This window comes from Flavobacterium luteolum, from assembly GCF_027111275.1.
Lineage (GTDB): Bacteria > Bacteroidota > Bacteroidia > Flavobacteriales > Flavobacteriaceae > Flavobacterium > Flavobacterium luteolum.
The window spans coordinates 438,866-457,625 of the sequence record NZ_CP114286.1 but is presented as its reverse complement, the minus strand read 5'-3'; the positions used below and the strand labels follow the sequence as shown (position 1 = coordinate 457,625).

Below are 18,760 nucleotides of genomic sequence, written 5' to 3'. Positions count from 1 at the left end.
GCGTATAGAATTTTTTTTTAGATGTAAAAAGATTTTGGTTGATCTAAATTAGATTTTGAAGATTGGATCAAATTATTTTAGGTAAGTATGCTCCTTTAACTGGAATCTATTCGTTATTGGGCGCTTGTAAAAATAGCAATTGATTGCGAAATTGCAATAATGCATTATGTTGTATATCAATCTGATTTTGAAAAGTAGCAATATTACTTTTAGTATAATTTTGATTATTTTTTAATTCCTCATAAACTTTATCAGATAAATCTTTTTCAAAACCTTGTTTATACATATCCAATATACGCTGAAAAGTTATGTCAGGATAAATAAAATGTCCAGCTCCATTATTATCGTCTATATATTTTTGCAGAAGAGACTGAACTTCTAAATGAAGTTTTTGTGTGGTTAGGAAAACACCTAACAAATTATTTCTTTCTTCATCAGGTTTTGAATGAAAAGTTTTCTGATATGTTAACCAAGCAATAAGAAGTCCTGCTATACCTATAAAGATTTCCATATTTGTTTTTATTCAAATATAGTAAATAAAAAAACCTCTAATTAAAGAGGCTTTCATTTCATATTATTGTATTTTAAGTTTGTCCTTTGTTTGATGAAAAGTGGGTATCTTACCTTGTTTTATTCTATTTTACCCACTGAGTTATTCTAAAATTTTTCCTTCAACAAAAACAGATTCTATAAGATTGCTTCCAAAAGCATAAGGGATTTGGTAGTAAGAAGAAATTGGTTTTGTTAGAATCAGATTGGCTTTTTTACCTTTTGTAATGCTTCCGTGCGTTTCTGAAAGTCCCATTGCGTATGCTCCGTTTATGGTTGCGGCATTAATTGCTTCTTCTGGCGTCATTTTCATTTTAATACATGCTGTTGCAACTACAAAATTCATATTTCCCGATGGAGTAGAGCCGGGGTTGAAATCTGTGGCTAATGCTATAGGTAAACCAGCTTTTATCATTTCGCGGGCAGGAGTATATGGAATGCTTAGAAAATAAGAACATGAAGGTAATGCAACAGGCATTGTTTCAGTCCCTTTTAATGCTTGAATGTCTTCTGGGTTCATTATTTCTAAATGATCTACAGAAAGGGCGTTAAATTTAATTCCAGCCTGTATTCCGCCAATAGAATTAAATTGATTGACATGGATTTTTGGTTTTAAGCCAAATGCTAAACCGGCTTCCATTATTTTTTCGGTTTCTTCTACAGAAAAGTAGCCACTTTCGCAAAAAGCATCTACATAATCGGCAAGATTGTTTTTTGAAATTTCAGGAAGCATTTCATTGATTATTTCGTCAATATATCCTGCTTTGTCGTCTTTGTAGTGAGTAGGAAAAGCATGTGCACCTAAAAAGGTTGCTTTTATGGCAATTGGATAATTTTCTGCCAGTTTTTTTATAACTCGAAGCATTTTTAATTCCCCGTCAACAGTCAATCCGTAACCAGATTTTATTTCGACTGCACCAGTTCCTAAATGCATTACTTCTTCTAAACGTTTTTTAGATTGCTTGTAAATTTCTTCTTCAGAAGTTTCGTTTAACTTTTTAGCCGAATTAAGAATTCCGCCTCCACGATTGGCAATTTCTTCATAAGAGAGCCCGTTGATTCTATCTACAAATTCTTGTTCGCGATTTCCTGCGTATACAATATGCGTGTGGCTATCGCACCAAGACGGAAGCACAACTTTTCCAGTTGCATCAATTGTTTTATCAGCATTGATTTTTGGAAGATTATCCATTGAGCCGAAATCTTCAATTAAATTGTCTTTTAAAACTAAGAAAGCATTTTTAATTGTTGGAAGATTGGCCATTTCAGAACCTGAAACTTTGGCAATTGAAGTTTCGCGAACCTGCAATAGCTCTAGTATATTTGTGATTAATGTTGTCATTGTAGATGTTGTTATAAAACACAAATTTCACAAATTTTCACGGATTAATATGTGAAAACTTGTGAAATTCGCAAAATTGTTTTTCTCTAAAGATTATTCAGAAACTGTTATTTCGAATATTTTATCCCAATATTTACCTGTAACAAAAATGGTTTTCGTAGCAGGGTTGTAAGCAATACCGTTTAAAACTTCAGCATTTTTGCTTTTTACAAATTTTCGTAGTCCAGATAAATTGATAATTCCTTCAACTGCACCGGATTTTGGGTCTACAACTGCAATAGCGTCTTTTTGCCAAACATTAGCATAGAATTTACCATTGATTAATTCTAATTCGTTTAATGCTTTAATTTTTGAACTGCCAGAATAAACATTAATGTAATCAATTAGCTTTTGATTAGCAGGATCCATTTTCCAAATTTTCTCTGTTCCATCAGAATGATAAATGTATTTGTCATCATGCGTCATTCCCCAACCTTCAATATCTTTATCGTATTTGAATGTTTTTTCCAGTTTAAAAGTTTTAGCATCATAAATAAAACCAGTTTTTTCCTGCCATGAAAGCTGATATAATTTCCCATTGAAGAAAGTGATTCCTTCTCCAAAATATTCTTTCGGAAGATCAACTTGTTTGATTACTTTTCCGGTTTTATAATCTACTTCCCTAAAGTATGAATCTTCTTTTTGTCCTGTACTTTCAAAAAGTTTTCCGTCATGAAATTCTAAACCTTCAGTAAAAGCTAAAGAGTCATGTGCAAAAGTATTTACGATTTTATAATTTAAAAGTTTTGGCTCAACGTCTGAAACCACTTCAATTTTTTTAGTAGCGTCAGAAGAATCTCCACCAAAATAAACAGTAGCTTTTAGGTATTGATAACCTAATTTTTGATCTATTAATTCAAATCTAAAATTTTCTTTGCCTTTTGTGCCTCCAACTCTTTGGTCGTTTATGAAGTAGGCAACGCTGTCGATTTCTTTCGAATTTGGGTTTAAAATTCCAATATTAAGCACTTCTTTTTGCGTAAAATGAGCCGGAAAAGCAGAATCGTCGATAGTAAACAAAGAATTTTCACCTTTTTTTGTATCTCCACATCCGATTAATGTGATTCCTAATAAAATGACAGCTAGGAAGTTATATTTTTTCATAGTTTAAAATTTCAATAAGCCAATATACGATGTTATTTTTATAGCAACAAAGCTCTTGCAAAAATATAAAAAGATTGTATATTTGCACCGGCAAGTCCTACACGACCAGCTCCTGCAGACTCCCCCAGGATGGGAACATAGCAAGGGTACGTGGTTGAGCGGTGCGATGTAGGTCGCTTGCCACTTTTTTTAGAATAAATTTAATTTGTAATCTTCCTTTCAGGAGGATTTTTTTATTTTTGACCCTATCTGAAGTTAGATGTTATTGGTTAGAAGCAAAAAGTTGACTGCTTTATGTAGTTCAAAATAAACCCAATTCCAAAAACTCATAACTCATAATCCATAACTTATAACTAAAAAAATGAGCAAAGTCGTTTTAATTACCGGAGGATCATCAGGAATTGGAAAATCTATTGGTGAGTTTTTACATCAAAAAGGTTTCGTAGTTTATGGAACAAGCAGAAATCCTGAGAAAGTTTTAAATTCAGTTTTTCCTTTAGTAGCTTTAGATGTCCGAAATGTTGATTCTATTAAAAACGCGGTAAACAAAATTATTGAAACTTCTGGAAGATTAGATATCGTAATTAATAACGCTGGAGTTGGAATTACAGGACCTCTAGAAGAAATTCCGACTGAAGAGATAAGAAACAATTTTGAAACGAACTTTTTCGGTCCGATTGAAGTGATGAAAGCTGCGCTGCCTCAAATGCGTAAACAGAATTCTGGACTTATCATCAATATTACTTCGATTGCTGGTTATATGGGACTTCCGTATAGAAGTGTTTATTCGGCTTCAAAAGGAGCTTTAGAATTGATTACTGAAGCTTTGAGAATGGAAGTAAAGTCTTTTGGAATTGAAATTACAAATGTTGCGCCTGGAGATTTTGCAACCAATATTGCGGCTGGCCGTTATCATGCGCCAGTTATTAAAGATTCTGCTTATGAAAAGGTGTATGGAGATGTTTTGGCAACTATGAATGATCATGTTGATGCAGGAAGTAATCCGAACGAAATGGCAGAAGCAGTTTATAAAATCATTCAAACCAAAAAGCCAAATGGGCATTATAAAGTGGGTGCTTTTATGCAGAAGTTTTCGATTGTATTGAAACGTGCGCTTCCAGATAAAATGTACGAGAAGATGCTTATGAATCATTATAAGTTATAAATCGCAATTAATTACTTGATTTTAGATTTAAATCACAAATTGATTTGATTTTTGAAATTGTTATTGGTATTGATTTCGTAATTTTGCAGCTGCGTTTGCGTGAGGGATAGGAGTAAACTACCGAAGTAGTACGGATAGCCCGACCGGATTTGGAAAAGGCGCTTATAAGCGGTTTGATTGGTGCGCCTTTTGCAAATCTGGTCACGCCCTGAATAAATCAACACAATTTAAATAATATAAATTATGAAATTTTTTATTGACACAGCTAATTTAGCTCAAATTAAAGAAGCACAAGCTTTAGGTGTTTTGGATGGTGTAACAACTAATCCGTCATTAATGGCAAAAGAAGGAATCACTGGAAAAAACAATATCCTTAAGCATTATGTTGATATTTGCAATCTTGTTGAAGGTGATGTAAGTGCTGAAGTTAATGCTCTTGACTTTGAAGGTATGGTTAAAGAGGGTGAGGAGCTTGCTGAATTGCATGAGCAAATCGTTGTAAAACTTCCTATGACTAAGGAAGGTGTTATGGCAGCTAAATATTTTTCTGATAAAGGAATTAAAACTAATGTAACTCTTGTTTTCTCTGTAGGACAAGCGCTTTTGGCAGCTAAAGCTGGAGCAACTTATGTTTCTCCGTTTGTGGGCCGTTTAGATGATGTTTCTACTGATGGATTGAACTTGGTTCAGGAAATTAGAGAAGTTTATGATAACTATGGTTACGAAACTCAAATTTTAGCGGCTTCTGTACGTCATACAATGCATATTGTAAACTGTGCTAAAATTGGTGCAGATGTTATGACAGGACCACTTTCTGCAATTTATGGTTTATTGAAACACCCATTAACAGATATCGGTTTAGCTCAGTTTGTAGCTGACTTTGAAAAAGGAAATAAATAATCCTTAGATACTTATAAAATTAAAATCGTCTTTTTTCTAACGAGAAGAGACGATTTTTTTTACTTTTATATTGAATCTTAAACCATTAGATATGAAAGTTATAGTGCTTATATTGTCTTTTTTTGCAGCGAGTTTTTCTATAAACGCCCAAGCCGCTAAAGTAATTACTTCGGTAAATGAAGCGGGTGATGTTGCTACTTATGAATTAGATTGTTCGGTTAAATTTCAAACTCTCGCAAAAGGTCTTCGGTATAATATTACGAGGCACGAATTTAAAGGGCCAGAATTAAAAAATTCTTATCGTCTTTTGCTGGTAATGGATGGTTTTTATTCGAAAACATTAAATAGCCAAATGACTATTTCGGCTGTTTTAAGTGATGGGACAATTATTGAGGCGAGAAAAACCATAGAAGATGATGGTTTTTTTGACGGAGCGTGCACGTTGAAAATTAAAGATCCCCAAGCGCTTTTAAATGCCAATATAGACAAAGTAATTGTTCATGCCGATAAAGATGTTGTTTATTCTTTAACGGCGCAAAATAAGGCAATTTTTAAGAAGAATCTTGAGAATATTATTAATGCGAAATAAAGGGGCTAAGGTTCTGAGATACTGAGGTTCTGAGGTTTCTCTTCTTTGGAAATAAAAAAAATCCAAATTTCAGTTTTATTTGAAATTTGGATTTTTTTATATTGATATTTCTAAATATTAGTGTCCTCCACCAGCACTTTCGATATGGCTGATTCCTTGTCTTTTTAAAATTTTTGGACAGTAGAAACCGTAGAATCCTAAATAAGCAAAACCTAGAAGTGGTACAATATATGAGAAGTGTGTGTAAGTGATGCCTAAAATTCCGTTTGGATTTGTAGCATCTAAATCACATATACTTCCTTGTACTAACGGAATTACTCCACCACCAAGAATCATCATGATCAAGAAAGAGGACGCTTTTCCTGTGTTTTTTCCTAATCCAGCAATGGCTAAATCGAAGATTGAAGGCCACATAATAGATAAGAATAACCCTCCAGAGATAAAGAAGAATTTAGCTATTGAAGGATCTGGCCAAACTAGCCCTAAGACCATCATAGTTAATCCTGAAATTCCGAAAAGCATTAATGTTTTTCCAGCATTTTTACCACCAACAAAACTTACAGCGATAAATAATAAAATCCAGATTGGGTAAATGTAGAATGAAGAAACGTCGTGTGCAGCAAAGATATTTGCTCCGATAATTACTCCAAATGCAGCAGCAGGAACAATAAATTTAAGCGCAGTATTTACTAAGTTTGAAGTGTTAAACACGTTTGCTCCGCCATTCCAACGACCGATCATTAAACTTCCCCAATAAAGCGCAATAAATGGTGCAACAGCATCTTCTAGAACATTTCCGAATTCGTGAGTGTGTAATAATGCAGGTAGATTACTGATGATAGTAACCTCAGTTCCAACATAAATAAAAATTCCTAACATACCCAAGTATAATTGCGGATAGTCAAGAATGTTGAATTTACTGTGTTTGTCTTTTATGATTGCTTCTTCCTCTTTTGCTGGGTCTTCGATTTTAGAAAAATTCATAAAAACGGCAACAGCGATAAAAGCAAGACCTAAAATGATGAAAGGCAATTTAATATCTTCTAATGAAAGAGCTGTTTTTTTGTTGTCTCCCATTCCGAATAGTGCAATTCCTAGCAAAATAGCTCCGATTGTTGTTCCGAAAGAGTTGATTCCGCCGGCAAGAGTTAAACGGTGTGCTCCAGTTTCTGGACTTCCCATTTTAATAGCTAAAGGGTTTGCTACAATTTGTTGGATTGAAAAACCTAATCCTACTGTAAATAAAGCTGTTAAGAAGAAAGGGAAGCTTTGAGTTGTAGCAGCAGGAACGAATAAAAATGAACCAATAGCAGATAGAACTAATCCTGCAGATAAGGTTCTTTTGTAGCCGTATTTTTGTAAAACGTCTACTTTTAACGAAACGATAAAGAATATGATTGATCCAACAAAATAAGCTGCATAGAAAGCCCATGCTACTAATTGAGATTGTACTTGCGATAACGTAAATACTTTTTTGAATACTGGAATCAGGATGTCATTGGCAGATCCAACAAAACCCCAAAAGAAGAAGACGATTATCAAAGAGATAAATTGCCCCCATTTGGTTTGCACATTTTCTGAACTCATAATAATAAGGTTAATTTTTATTTTATTGTTTTTTGAAGACCGTAAATATATTTGTTAGGATTATCAAAAAAAAATAAAAAGGTATAAATAATGTTAAATTTAAACCAACGACTATGTTTTTTCAACAAAGTGTTAATTTTAACCTACTTAGAAAATGTAATTCGTAATTATATTTATTCCAATATCTTATTTTTAACTTCTTTACTGTAGTTTCTGCCTATCGGAATGTTGTAAGATTGTATTTGAACGCGGTTTCCTTCTATAGATTTTACCTTATTTAGCGCAATTACATAAGATTTGTGGATTCTAAGGAAACGATCTGCTGGTAATTCTTCAGATAATGATGTAAGAGATTTATGAGTAATATAAGTTTTATCAGGCGTGACAACTTTTATATATTCTTTCATTCCTTCAACAAATAAAATTTCTTCAATATTAATTTTCATCATTTTTTTATCGACTTTAATAAAAATATGAGAATCACCTTTTGAGGTTTCAACCTTAATATTGTTTTTAAGATTGTATTCGGTGGTAATTTTATTAATACATTTTATAAATCTTGGAAGCGGAATTGGTTTAACGAGATAATCCAGTACATCCAAATCATAACTTTCGGCAGCAAATTCTCTAAAAGCAGTAGTAATAATAACTTTGGTTTTATTTTCGATAAGACTAATAAGTTCAAAGCCAGTCATCATAGGCATGTTTATATCTAAAAAGACGGCATCAACAGGAGTACTGTTTATAAAATCGAGCGCCTCTAAAGAGTTATTGAATGTCGCGACAACTTCAAAATCTGTAAAATTGGTAAAATAATTTTGCAGGACTTTGATAGCTAAAGGCTCATCATCAATTAACACGCATTTAATCTTCATTCTGGGTAGGTATTTGCAATCGGATTATGTAGAAATTTAGTTTAGTGGTATGTTTAAGGCTGAAATTGTTTCTGTAAATTAACTTTAACCTCTTTTTTGTATTAACTAAACCGATTCCTCGTTTTGGATTATGATTTTGTGAAATTACAAAATTATTTAAGATTTCAAAATCGAGCGTTTTATTGTCGATAACTCTGCAATTGATCTTTATTTTTAGGTTTTTATTGTTTAATCCGCCATGTTTGAAGGCATTTTCTACTAATGAAATAAAAATAAGCGGAGGAACGACAACATCATCGATATTTGACTCTAGATTTATTGTTACTTCTACATTTTCAAAACGCAATTTTTCAATTTCAATATAATTCTGAATATAATCGATTTCTTTAATAAGAGGAACAAACTTGGTGCCTTTTACATCGTATAGAACATATTCCATCAAATTAGAAAGTTTGATAATTACATCTGGAACTTTCTTTGAAGACTCTAATGATAAAGCGTAGAGATTGTTTAATGTGTTAAAGAAAAAGTGTGGCTGGATCTGATTCTCGAGATACTTTAGTTTTATTTTAAACTGATTTTCTCTTAAAGATCTATTTCTTTCTCGCTCTCTTAACCATGTCAAGGTAAGGTAAACAGATGATGCCATTGCGAGAACATACAATTCTCCAATGCAAACAGCCACAATATGATTGATTTCAAAAGGATGATATTCTCTATTGGCTTCTGGCCAGATATTTTCGGATATTATATAATAGGTGAGGGCAGTTTTAGCCAAATAAATCGCAAATAGGCTGAGAAGCAATAAAAATGTATACATAATATATTTTTGCTTCAATACATATTTTGGGACTAAAACAAATAAATTTAAATACACCAAAGGAATAACCAATGAGAATTCTATTAAGTTGGATTTGAAAGAATAAGGATAATCATTAAAGTAAGCACCCCATCTTAAGAAGTTTAAAGTAAAATAAACACCCCAGAACCAAACATGATTTTGCAGTTTAATATCAAATTTAACTTTTCTTATTTCTTTCAATTGGTTTGGTCTATTAGATAAATTTAGTTTTTCTTAACAATAATGAAATATTGTGCAACTTTAAACAATTAACTGCAAAGAGGCAATTTTTTTGAATAAAATTTCGCAAAAAAAGGATATTAGTGCTTAATTTTTCAAGTAGAACGTTTTCGTAAAGCGTATTATTGAATGATTTATGTCGTTGGTTTAAATTTTGTTGTCGTTGGTTTAATTTATTTTTTTTAACAATGCCTTAAGAATAATTTTACTTCATAACTAACAAAATAAAATAAACATGAAAAAAATTTTCTTAATCTTTATGATTGTTTTTACGGCGCAAGTTTCGCTTGCACAAGTAAAAAATGTCAAGGGTGTGATTACAGATTCTGACGGTATGCCATTACCAGGAGCTTCTGTTTCTGTACAAGGAGGTCAAAAAGGAACAACTACCGATTTTGACGGATTGTATACTATTGAAGTTCAAAAAGGTCAGAACTTGGTTTTTACTTATGTAGGACTAGAAACTCAAACAATAGTTGTAGGAGATGCTGCTACAATTAATGTGAAAATGGTTGCAGCTGCATCAAATGCTTTGAACGAGGTTGTTGTAACTTCTTTAGGTGTTAAGAAAACAAGAAAATCTTTAACATACGCTGCTCAAGAACTTAAAGGTGAAGAGTTAACACGTGTAAAAGATGCCAACGTTATTAATACTATTGCAGGTAAAATTGCCGGTGTTGCAGTAACAAAAAGTGCTGGAGGTACTGGTGGATCTACAAAAGTTGTAATTCGTGGTAACTCTTCTATCATGAATAGCCAGCCACTTTACGTTATTGATGGTATTCCTATGTATAATGGTACTTCGAATCAGCAAGGTAATACAAATGCATCAAATGATTCATTTGGTAGTACTGCTGGAGGTAACCGTGACGGAGGAGATGTTATTTCTTTGATTAATCCAGACGATTACGAAGGAATGACTGTACTTAAAGGTGCTGCAGCTTCTGTATTATACGGATCTCAAGGAGCAAATGGGGTTATTTTATTGTCTTCTAAAAAAGTTAAAGAAAATACAGGAAATTTAGCTGTTTCTTCTGTTACTACTTTTGAATCTGTTCATTCATTACCAGAATTTCAGTATGAATATGGTACAGCTGGGGCACAAAAATCTTGGGGAGGAAAAGTTTCTTCAAATGATTTCGTAAAAGACTTCTTTAACACAGGAGTTACACAAATTACTTCTGCTGCTTTTACAACTGGATCTGATGTTTCTTCAACTAGTATTTCTTATGCTAATACTGCTGCGTCAGGAGTTATAGAAGGAAATGGATTAAAGAAAAACAACTTTGGAATTCGCCAAACAGGTAAATTTTTCAACAATAAATTAATTGTTTCTGCTGACGCTAAATATACAACTCAGACTATTGACAACAGACCAGTAAACGGATTGTATTCAAACCCATTAACTGGAGTTTATTTGTTCCAAAGAGGAAATGACTTTAATTATTATAAAGATAATTTTGAAACATTTATTCCTTCTAGAAACCTATACGGTCAAAACTTCTACAGCGCACCAAATGCTGATATCTATGTTCAGAATCCTTATTGGTTAATCAACAGAAATAAATCTATTGATAAAGATAATTTCTTCAACGGAAATTTAGCTTTAGAATATAAAGCAAACAATTGGTTAAGCATTGCTGCAAGATATAGCTATAATAGAGTTGAAAATGATTATGATAAAAAGATTTATGCTACAACAAATACTTCTTTATCTAATATAAATGGTAGATATATAAACGTTGCTAATTTAAGCACACAACGTTACGGAGATTTGATTGCTAAAATTAATACTAATTTCAGCGAAGATTTTAGCTTTAATGCTATCGTAGGAACAAGTATCAATAATACATTGGCAAATCAACAGACTACGTTAGATTCTGGTATTGTTGGCGGGCTTGTAAATGCTAACTTGTTTACTTTGGGGAATTTTGCAAGTGCAAGTGGTTTAGATAACTTAAGCCTTCAGGCTACAGGTTCTTCAAGAGAGGTTCAATCAATTTTTGCTTCAGCAACTTTTGGTTATAAAAACATGTTATACTTAGATGTTACAGGGCGTAATGATTGGTCTTCTACTTTAGTAAATACTGATACTTCATCTTATTTTTATCCATCTGTAGGGGTTACTGCTCTTATTAGTGAAATGGCAACAATGCCAGAATGGATTAACTTCGGAAAAGTGAGAGGAACTTATGCTCAAGTAGGTAATGACGTTTCTGCTTTTGTAACTTCTCCAAAATCGACTATTCAAGGTGGTAATATTATTCCTCCTGTAGTAGGTCCAAGACCAGGTGAAGGATTGAAACCTGAATTGAAATCAGAATTTGAATTTGGTACTGAATGGAGAATGTTTAACAATAGATTAGGTTTCGAAATTTCTTACTATAACTCAGAAACTAAAAATCAATACATTCAAGTTCCTGCTCCGGCAACAAACCCTTACGGTTATACTTTCTACGGGATAAATGCTGGTAGTATAGAAAATAAAGGACTTGAGCTTGTTGTTAGCGGTAAAATTATTGAGGGACAAAAATTCTCATGGGAAACTATGGTAAATTATTCTCACAATAAAAATAAAGTAAAAGAAATTCCAGAAGAATTAGGAGGTAAAATTCCATTAACTCCTGTAAATAATATTAATTACAGATACTCTTTAACAGAAGGAAGACCATTTGGTGTGATTGAAGGAAAAGGTATCGTTAGAAATGATAAAGGAGAAATTGTTTTAGACGACAAAGGAAACTTAGCAGTTGAAGCTGATTTTCATGAAGTTGGTAATGCAAACCCTGATTTTATGTTAGGCTGGTCAAACACATTCAAATTTGGTGCTTTTACAGCTAACTTCTTAATCGATGGACGTTTTGGAGGAGATGTAATGAGTATTACAGAATCTATGAATGATTTTTATGGAGTGTCAAAAAGATCTGGAGATGCTAGAAATGCTGGTGGTGTTGCTGTAAATGCAGTTATGCCTGATGGTACAAAAGTAACTAAAATGGATCCTCAGAAATACTATGAAGCTGTAGGTGGTCTTAACGGTGCTACTGCCGAGTATGTATATGATGCAACAAACGTAAGTTTAAGAGAGGTTTCGCTTGGATATACTTTCAATAAAAAAGCAATTCCATTTGTTAATACAGCAACTTTATCATTAATCGCAAGAAACTTATTCTTCTTTTATAAAGATGCACCATTCGATCCAAACATTGCTTTAAGTACAGGTCAGGGCTTACAAGGAGTTGATATTTATGGTTTACCATCAACAAGAAGTATTGGTCTTAATTTAAATGTAACTTTCTAATTAAAACATCATGAAAACAAATAATATAAAAAAATCACTAATCTGTCTTGGTCTTTTGGCTTTAGTTGGTTGTACAGATAATTTTGACGAGATTAATAGTAATCCTGATGGTTTTACACAAGAGGAACTAACGCAAGACTTTAATCATATTAAAGGGCCTTTTACTACGATGTTTGACAACGTGATGGTAAATGTGCCAGGGTGGAAGTATCAGGTAGCTATTGATTTATCGGGTAACACTTGGGGAGGATATACTACAGCACCAGGTTTTGACGGTAATAATAACCTTTCTTATGCGCTTGCTGACAACTGGAACCTTTGGGGGTGGGAAGCTATTTACACGCAAGTAATGGCAAATTACTTGAAAGTTGAAGCTGCATCTAAAGGAAAATATGATGAGTTTTATGCTTTGGCAACAATAGTAAAAGTACAGACTTTACATAAAGCTGCAGATTCATGGGGACCAATAGTTTATTCTAAATTAGGGACTACAGATGCAGCAATTGGATATGATTCTCAAGAAGAAGCTTATGGCTTAATGTTTAAAGATTTAGATTTTGCTGTTACAGAATTAACAAAAAGAATTGATGCAGGAGAAACAAGTTCTTTTACAAAAATCGATCGTTCGACTTATAAAGGAGACTATACAAAATGGGTTAGATATGCAAACTCTTTACGTTTAAGATTAGCAATGCGTGTTGTAAAAGTTAATCCAACATTAGCTAAAGCGGAAGCTGAAAAAGCAATTAGCCAAAAATTTGGTGTAATGACAGTAAATGCAGACAGCTTTATTGTAAATAAAGATGTTTCACAACACCCACTTAGAGTTGCTGCTTACGAATATAATGATAGCCGTATGTCTGCAGATATGGAGTCTATCATGGGAGGTTACAATGATCCTAGAATAAGTGTTTATTTTAAAACTTCAGAACAGTTTCCTGGAGAATATAAAGGAATCCGTACTGGCGGTATTCTTGGTGATAAGTCAAAACACATTAATTTTTCGAACTTTGGTAAGATAATAGACGAAGACAAACAAGTTGTTTGGTTAAATGCAGCTGAGGTTTACTTCTTAAGAGCAGAAGGGGCTTTAAGAGGCTGGAATATGGGTGGTGACGCTGCAACATTCTACAAAGCTGGTATTACGGCTTCTTTTGAACAGCTTTCTGTAGGTGGTGCTTCTGACTATATTGCAAATAATGTAAAAACAGCTAAAGATTATGTAGATCCAGTTGCTCCATTCAATAGTGGTTTAGCTGTAAATAAAGTAACTGTTGCTTGGGATGATGCTGCAAGTAACGAAGTGAAACTGCAAAAAATCATTACTCAAAAATGGATTGCTAATTTCCCTGACGGTATGGAAGCTTGGGCTGAACACCGCAGAACTGGTTATCCTAAATTATTGCCAATTCTTAACAACCAAAGTGCTGGTGCAATCACGACTGAATATGGTGTAAGAAGAATAAACTTTGTTTCTACTGAAAAAGATGGAAACCCAGAAGGTCTTAAAACAGGTATTGCAAAACTTAACGGTCCTGATAACGGAGGCACAAGAACTTGGTGGGACGTTAACGCTCCGAACTTCTAAAAGAAAAAACAAGAATATTAAGTTTGGTTAGTAGTGTGGTATAGATGGCGAAAGCTGTCTATACCATATCTTAAAACCATGATGGTAATTACTACAAAAAAGAAAAGAAATGAAAAGTGCTTTAGAAATAAAACCTGATATCAGTTATAAAAGCGCGGGAAAATTTGAAGAAACTCGTTTTGAGAAAATTCATAACGAAATCTTTAAAAGTTCTATTGAAGCTTCTGTAATTGTAGCACAGGAAATTGCGCAGCTAATTAGATCTAAGCAAGAAAAAAATAAACCTTGTGTTTTAGGTCTGGCAACAGGTTCTTCTCCGATCAAAGTTTATGAGGAACTAGTGAGAATGCACAGAGAAGAAGGACTTAGTTTTAGCAATGTAATCACTTTTAATTTGGATGAATATTATCCAATGACTAAGGAGAATAATCAAAGCTATCATTATTTCATGCATCAGCATCTTTTTAATCATATTGATATCAAGCCTGAAAATATTAATATTCCTGATGGTACTGTAGCAATTGAGGAAATCAATCAATACTGTATTGATTATGAAATGAATATTAAAAATGCGGGTGGTCTTGATTTTCAATTGCTTGGAATTGGTAGAACAGGACATGTTGGATTTAACGAGCCTGGTTCGCACATCAATTCAGGAACAAGAATTATTACCTTAGATCATATCACAAGAGTCGATGCTTCATCTGCTTTTAATGGTATAGATAATGTGCCGAAACGCGCCATAACAATGGGAGTTTCGACCATTATGAGATCAAAACGTATTGTTTTGATGGCTTGGGGACAAAACAAAGCAGATATCATCAAAAGAACTATTCAAGGAGATATCAGTTCAGAAGTTCCGGCTACATTTTTACAGAACCATCCAAATGCAACTTTTGTTTTAGATCAGTCGGCAGCGTCAGAATTAACCCGTTTTAAAACGCCTTGGTTAGTTGGCGAATGTCTGTGGACTCCCGAATTAAAAAGTAAAGCTATTGTTTGGCTTTGTCAAAAAACAAAACAATCTATTTTAAAACTGACAGACCGTGATTACAATAATAACGGAATGTCTGATCTTTTGGCTCAGGAAGGTTCTGCTTATGATATGAACATTAATATGTTTAATATTCTACAGCATACTATTACGGGTTGGCCAGGAGGAAAACCAAACACAGATGATTCATTTCGTCCAGAAAGGGCAAACCCGGCAAAAAAGAGGATTATTCTTTTTAGCCCACACCCAGACGATGACGTGATTTCTATGGGAGGAACATTTTCAAAATTAATCAAGCAAGGACACGATGTTCATGTGGTGTACCAAACTTCGGGAAATATTGCAGTTTCAGACGATGAAGCTTTAAAATTTGCAGAAGTTGCCAGTGATTTTATCGGAGAAGGTCAAGCTGATATCAATTTCAAATCGGTTATCGAGTTTTTAAATAACAAATCTGAAAATCAAATCGATTCTTTGGAAGTTCGAAAATTAAAAGGATTGATTAGAAGAAGAGAATCTTACGGAGCAACAAGATACATCGGATTGAAAGATGAGAATACGCACTTTTTGGATCTTCCTTTTTACGAAACAGGACAGGTTAAAAAGAATCCGTTAGGACCAGAAGATATTGCTATCGTAAAAGACATTATTGCTAGAATAAAACCACATCAAGTTTTTGCTGCTGGAGATCTTGCAGATCCGCACGGAACACATGAGGTTTGTTTAAATGCCATTTTTGCTGCATTAAAAGAGCTTAAACCAGAACCGTACATGAATGATTGCTGGTTGTGGCTTTACAGAGGAGCTTGGCACGAATGGGATATTCATGAAATTGATATGGCCGTTCCGTTAAGCCCTTCAGAAGTATTATTAAAACGTCATGCCATTTTACATCACCAGTCTCAAAAAGACAGAGTAATGTTTCAAGGAAATGATTCTCGTGAATTCTGGGTTAGGGCAGAAGATCGAAACAAAAACACAGCAATTTTATATGACGAACTAGGTTTGGCTGAATATGAAGCAATAGAAGCCTTTAAGCGTTTTGATTACTAAAAAAATCTGATTCGTTTTTTAATGAATCAAATAGCAAAATTCAGAATGATCTCATAGCAAAAGTGAGGTAAAGCTGAAATCACTCTGAGTTTTGTTTTTAATATAAATTTAGGATAGTCATTAAAAGCTATCCGACCAAAAAAAAGAAAAATGAAATATTTATTTGTACTATTATTTGCAGGTATATCGGCAGGTGCTCAAGTCCAGAAAGAGCAGCTGAATCTTATGCCTTGGCCTCAGAATGTTGTAATTAATGAAGGTAATTTTAATTTAAGTAAAAATTTTAAAGTAAATATTACTGGTAATCCAAATGCTAGAATTTTTGGAGGAGTAACTCGTTTTTTGCGCCGTTTAGATGGTAGAACAGGTATATTTTTTGAACAAGGTTTTATTACCAAATTAAATGAAGTTCCAAATGCAGAATTACAGATTAATTGTACCAAAAGCGGTAAAATTGGTTTGTACGAAGATGAAAGTTATCATTTGGATATTGCTGCAAACAAAATCACTTTAAATGCTTCGAGCGATTTAGGAGCTTTACATGGTTTAGAGACATTGCTTCAAATGCTTCAAAACAATTCGAAAACATTTTATTTTCCAGTTTCAAAAATTTCAGATTTTCCAAGATTTACATGGAGAGGTTTAATGATGGATGTTTCAAGACATTTTCAGCCTATCGATGTAGTTAAAAGAAATATCGATGCACTGGCTGCAATGAAAATGAATGTTTTTCACTGGCATTTGGTTGACGATCAAGGCTGGAGAATCGAAATGAAAAAATATCCAAGGTTTACGCAAGTAGCCTCAGATGGAATGTATTACACACAAGAGGAAATTAAAAATATCGTAAAATATGCCGATGAGCGCGGTATTTTAATAGTTCCAGAAATAGATGTTCCGGGTCACGGATCTGCAATCTTAACAGCTTATCCAGAAATTGGAAGCAAAGTGATTACGCTGACAGGAGGAACATCCGAAAAAAATATTCAAGGTACAGCAATTGCTACCTATGGAATTGAAAGAAATGCTGGAATTTTTTCTCCAACATTAGATCCTTCAAATCCTAAAACATACCAGCTTTTAAGCGAAGTTTTTGATGAGGTTTGTCCGTTGTTTCCGGGTGCATATTTTCACATTGGAGGAGATGAAAACGAAGGAAAAGACTGGGACGAGAATCCTAAAATTCAGGAATTCAAAAAGAAGCATAATTTAAAGAACAACCACGAATTACAAACGTATTTTACAATGCAGTTGGCTCCGATGTTAAAGAAACACGGAAAGCAATTGATGGGTTGGGAAGAAATTTTGACTAAAGATTTATCAAAAGAAGCAATTGTACATTCTTGGAGAGGTCCAAACGAAGGAATGCCAGCAGGTCAATCTTTGGTAGAAGCAGTAAAAAAAGGATACAAAACCGTTTTGTCTAACGGATATTATATCGATTTAATGTATCCAATTGCAAGTCATTACTTAAACGATCCGATGCCAAAAGGAGCTAATTTAACAAGTGATGAAAAAGCAAGAATTCTAGGTGGCGAAGCTACTATGTGGACAGAATTGGCTACACCAACAACAATAGATTCAAGAATCTGGCCGAGAACAGCCGCAATTGCAGAAAGATTATGGTCTGCAGAAGATATCGTTGACGTAGAAAATATGCGTAAACGTTTAGAAACGATTTCTTTTAGATTAGAAGAATTAGGCATTACACATATTCGTAACAAAAATGTGATTTTAAGAAATATCGCAAATAATCAGGATATCAAATCGTTGGAAGAGTTTTCAAATGTAAGCGAACCGCTAAAAGGATATACTCGTAATAAAGGCGGAACAGAGTATCAAATGTATTCTCCGTTTACTTTATTTGCAGATGCTTGTGGACCAGATGCAAAAGATGCCCTTGCATTTGATGCAGCTGTAAATCAATATTTAACCAATAAATCTGAAGATAATAAAACTAAAGTGGCAGCATTTTTTACCAAATGGATTGCTGTTCATAAAGGGTTAACAGAATTAAGCAATAATGCACCATTGGTACAGCCTATATTGCCATTATCTAAAAAACTAAATGATGCTTCACAAGAATTGCTATTGGCTTTGGATAATAAATCGGCTTTAAAAGCTGATGATTTGAAAAAGTTAGTAGAAGATTGTAATACGAAGGATCATGCCGATGTAGAACTAGCTGTTTATACAAGCTTGAAGAAACTATTGTAAAATTAGTTTGAATTAGTGTTTAGTATTTTATTGCCTTTATTAATTTGAAATGATTTATCTCTTCCGGAAATATTTTGGCAGAGATATTTACAGAAGACATTTTTCTGGTCATATTATAAATGATTAGAATCAGATATATTTTCAAGAGTTAATAACAAAGTTCATGAAAATTAAGTGAGGTAAAATTTTTTACTGGGTTAAAATTGAGTTTGGTTATTTATTTTTTAATCTAAATTTTATTTCAAAACAATGTGCCAACTTTAGGTAATTTGTTATTTGGTTTTTGCCTGAATTAGGACATTTTTAAACCTGACAATTCGTTGTCAGGTTTTTTTTGTTAAAAAAAATACTCAAATTATTAGGAAAAAATTGTTTT

At 33.3% G+C, this 18,760-nt stretch carries 13 protein-coding genes and 1 other RNA gene; 8 read left to right on the top strand and 6 right to left on the bottom strand.

Going from position 1 to position 18,760, the window contains the following annotated elements; genetic code table 11:
- Positions 1 to 106: 106 nt before the first annotated feature.
- The 3 genes from OZP10_RS01645 to OZP10_RS01635 form a co-directional block, all read right to left on the bottom strand.
- Positions 107 to 511 carry a hypothetical protein gene (locus OZP10_RS01645; protein ID WP_281633217.1) on the bottom strand — a complete coding sequence of 135 codons (405 nt, stop codon included), beginning with the start codon at positions 509 to 511 and terminating at the stop codon, positions 107 to 109.
- Positions 512 to 652: 141 nt separating this feature from the next.
- Complete coding sequence (gene hutI, locus OZP10_RS01640) at positions 653 to 1,891, bottom strand: imidazolonepropionase (RefSeq protein ID WP_281633216.1); 1,239 nt, start codon at positions 1,889 to 1,891, stop codon at positions 653 to 655.
- 93 nt (positions 1,892 to 1,984) lie between these two features.
- Positions 1,985 to 3,034, bottom strand: a complete 1,050-nt coding sequence (locus tag OZP10_RS01635; protein WP_281633215.1) for a glutaminyl-peptide cyclotransferase — start codon at positions 3,032 to 3,034, stop codon at positions 1,985 to 1,987.
- A gap of 88 nt (positions 3,035 to 3,122) precedes the next feature.
- Between OZP10_RS01635 and ffs the strand changes: the two genes are divergently transcribed.
- From ffs to OZP10_RS01615, 4 genes are all read left to right on the top strand, one after another.
- An RNA gene (gene ffs, locus OZP10_RS01630) (signal recognition particle sRNA small type) lies at positions 3,123 to 3,220 on the top strand.
- A 175-nt stretch (positions 3,221 to 3,395) separates the two neighbouring features.
- Positions 3,396 to 4,199 carry an SDR family oxidoreductase gene (locus tag OZP10_RS01625; protein WP_281633214.1) on the top strand — a complete coding sequence of 268 codons (804 nt, stop codon included), beginning with the start codon at positions 3,396 to 3,398 and terminating at the stop codon, positions 4,197 to 4,199.
- Positions 4,200 to 4,442: 243 nt separating this feature from the next.
- Entirely contained in the window at positions 4,443 to 5,099 is a 657-nt protein-coding gene (gene fsa, locus OZP10_RS01620) for a fructose-6-phosphate aldolase (protein WP_111426268.1), read from the top strand.
- 91 nt (positions 5,100 to 5,190) lie between these two features.
- Positions 5,191 to 5,688, top strand: a complete 498-nt coding sequence (locus OZP10_RS01615; protein WP_281633213.1) for a hypothetical protein — start codon at positions 5,191 to 5,193, stop codon at positions 5,686 to 5,688.
- 117 nt (positions 5,689 to 5,805) lie between these two features.
- Here the strand turns inward: OZP10_RS01615 and OZP10_RS01610 are convergent, their stop codons facing one another.
- From OZP10_RS01610 to OZP10_RS01600, 3 genes are all read right to left on the bottom strand, one after another.
- Positions 5,806 to 7,275, bottom strand: a complete 1,470-nt coding sequence (locus OZP10_RS01610) for an MFS transporter (protein ID WP_281633212.1) — start codon at positions 7,273 to 7,275, stop codon at positions 5,806 to 5,808.
- Positions 7,276 to 7,448: 173 nt separating this feature from the next.
- Positions 7,449 to 8,150, bottom strand: a complete 702-nt coding sequence (locus tag OZP10_RS01605) for a LytR/AlgR family response regulator transcription factor (protein WP_125722852.1) — start codon at positions 8,148 to 8,150, stop codon at positions 7,449 to 7,451.
- Entirely contained in the window at positions 8,140 to 9,192 is a 1,053-nt protein-coding gene (locus tag OZP10_RS01600; protein WP_281633211.1) for a sensor histidine kinase, read from the bottom strand. Before OZP10_RS01600 ends, OZP10_RS01605 begins: the two co-directional genes overlap by 11 nt.
- Positions 9,193 to 9,466: 274 nt before the next feature.
- On the opposite strand from OZP10_RS01600, the gene OZP10_RS01595 reads away from it, so the two are divergent.
- The 4 genes from OZP10_RS01595 (at position 9,467) to OZP10_RS01580 (ending at position 18,384) form a co-directional block, all read left to right on the top strand.
- Positions 9,467 to 12,532 (top strand): SusC/RagA family TonB-linked outer membrane protein, encoded by a 3,066-nt coding sequence (locus OZP10_RS01595; protein WP_281633210.1) that lies wholly within the window; start codon positions 9,467 to 9,469, stop codon positions 12,530 to 12,532.
- Positions 12,533 to 12,542: 10 nt separating this feature from the next.
- Complete coding sequence (locus tag OZP10_RS01590; RefSeq protein ID WP_281633209.1) at positions 12,543 to 14,120, top strand: RagB/SusD family nutrient uptake outer membrane protein; 1,578 nt, start codon at positions 12,543 to 12,545, stop codon at positions 14,118 to 14,120.
- Positions 14,121 to 14,229: 109 nt separating this feature from the next.
- Positions 14,230 to 16,167 carry a glucosamine-6-phosphate deaminase gene (gene nagB / locus OZP10_RS01585; protein WP_281633208.1) on the top strand — a complete coding sequence of 646 codons (1,938 nt, stop codon included), beginning with the start codon at positions 14,230 to 14,232 and terminating at the stop codon, positions 16,165 to 16,167.
- A 150-nt stretch (positions 16,168 to 16,317) separates the two neighbouring features.
- The gene (locus OZP10_RS01580) at positions 16,318 to 18,384 is read left to right on the top strand and encodes a beta-N-acetylhexosaminidase (RefSeq protein ID WP_281633207.1); all 2,067 of its coding nucleotides are present in this window, start codon (positions 16,318 to 16,320) and stop codon (positions 18,382 to 18,384) included.
- Positions 18,385 to 18,760: the final 376 nt, after the last annotated feature.

What these genes read in the sequence shown, in the direction of transcription:
- OZP10_RS01610 (WP_281633212.1), bottom strand. Translation starts at nt 7,275, where the DNA reads ATGAGTTCAGAAAATGTGCAAACCAAATGGGGGCAATTTATCTCTTTG.
- nagB (WP_281633208.1), top strand. Translation starts at nt 14,230, where the DNA reads ATGAAAAGTGCTTTAGAAATAAAACCTGATATCAGTTATAAAAGCGCG.
- OZP10_RS01590 (WP_281633209.1), top strand. Translation starts at nt 12,543, where the DNA reads ATGAAAACAAATAATATAAAAAAATCACTAATCTGTCTTGGTCTTTTG.
- hutI (WP_281633216.1), bottom strand. Translation starts at nt 1,891, where the DNA reads ATGACAACATTAATCACAAATATACTAGAGCTATTGCAGGTTCGCGAA.
- OZP10_RS01635 (WP_281633215.1), bottom strand. Translation starts at nt 3,034, where the DNA reads ATGAAAAAATATAACTTCCTAGCTGTCATTTTATTAGGAATCACATTA.
- OZP10_RS01615 (WP_281633213.1), top strand. Translation starts at nt 5,191, where the DNA reads ATGAAAGTTATAGTGCTTATATTGTCTTTTTTTGCAGCGAGTTTTTCT.
- OZP10_RS01605 (WP_125722852.1), bottom strand. Translation starts at nt 8,150, where the DNA reads ATGAAGATTAAATGCGTGTTAATTGATGATGAGCCTTTAGCTATCAAA.
- OZP10_RS01625 (WP_281633214.1), top strand. Translation starts at nt 3,396, where the DNA reads ATGAGCAAAGTCGTTTTAATTACCGGAGGATCATCAGGAATTGGAAAA.
- OZP10_RS01595 (WP_281633210.1), top strand. Translation starts at nt 9,467, where the DNA reads ATGAAAAAAATTTTCTTAATCTTTATGATTGTTTTTACGGCGCAAGTT.
- OZP10_RS01580 (WP_281633207.1), top strand. Translation starts at nt 16,318, where the DNA reads ATGAAATATTTATTTGTACTATTATTTGCAGGTATATCGGCAGGTGCT.
- fsa (WP_111426268.1), top strand. Translation starts at nt 4,443, where the DNA reads ATGAAATTTTTTATTGACACAGCTAATTTAGCTCAAATTAAAGAAGCA.
- OZP10_RS01645 (WP_281633217.1), bottom strand. Translation starts at nt 511, where the DNA reads ATGGAAATCTTTATAGGTATAGCAGGACTTCTTATTGCTTGGTTAACA.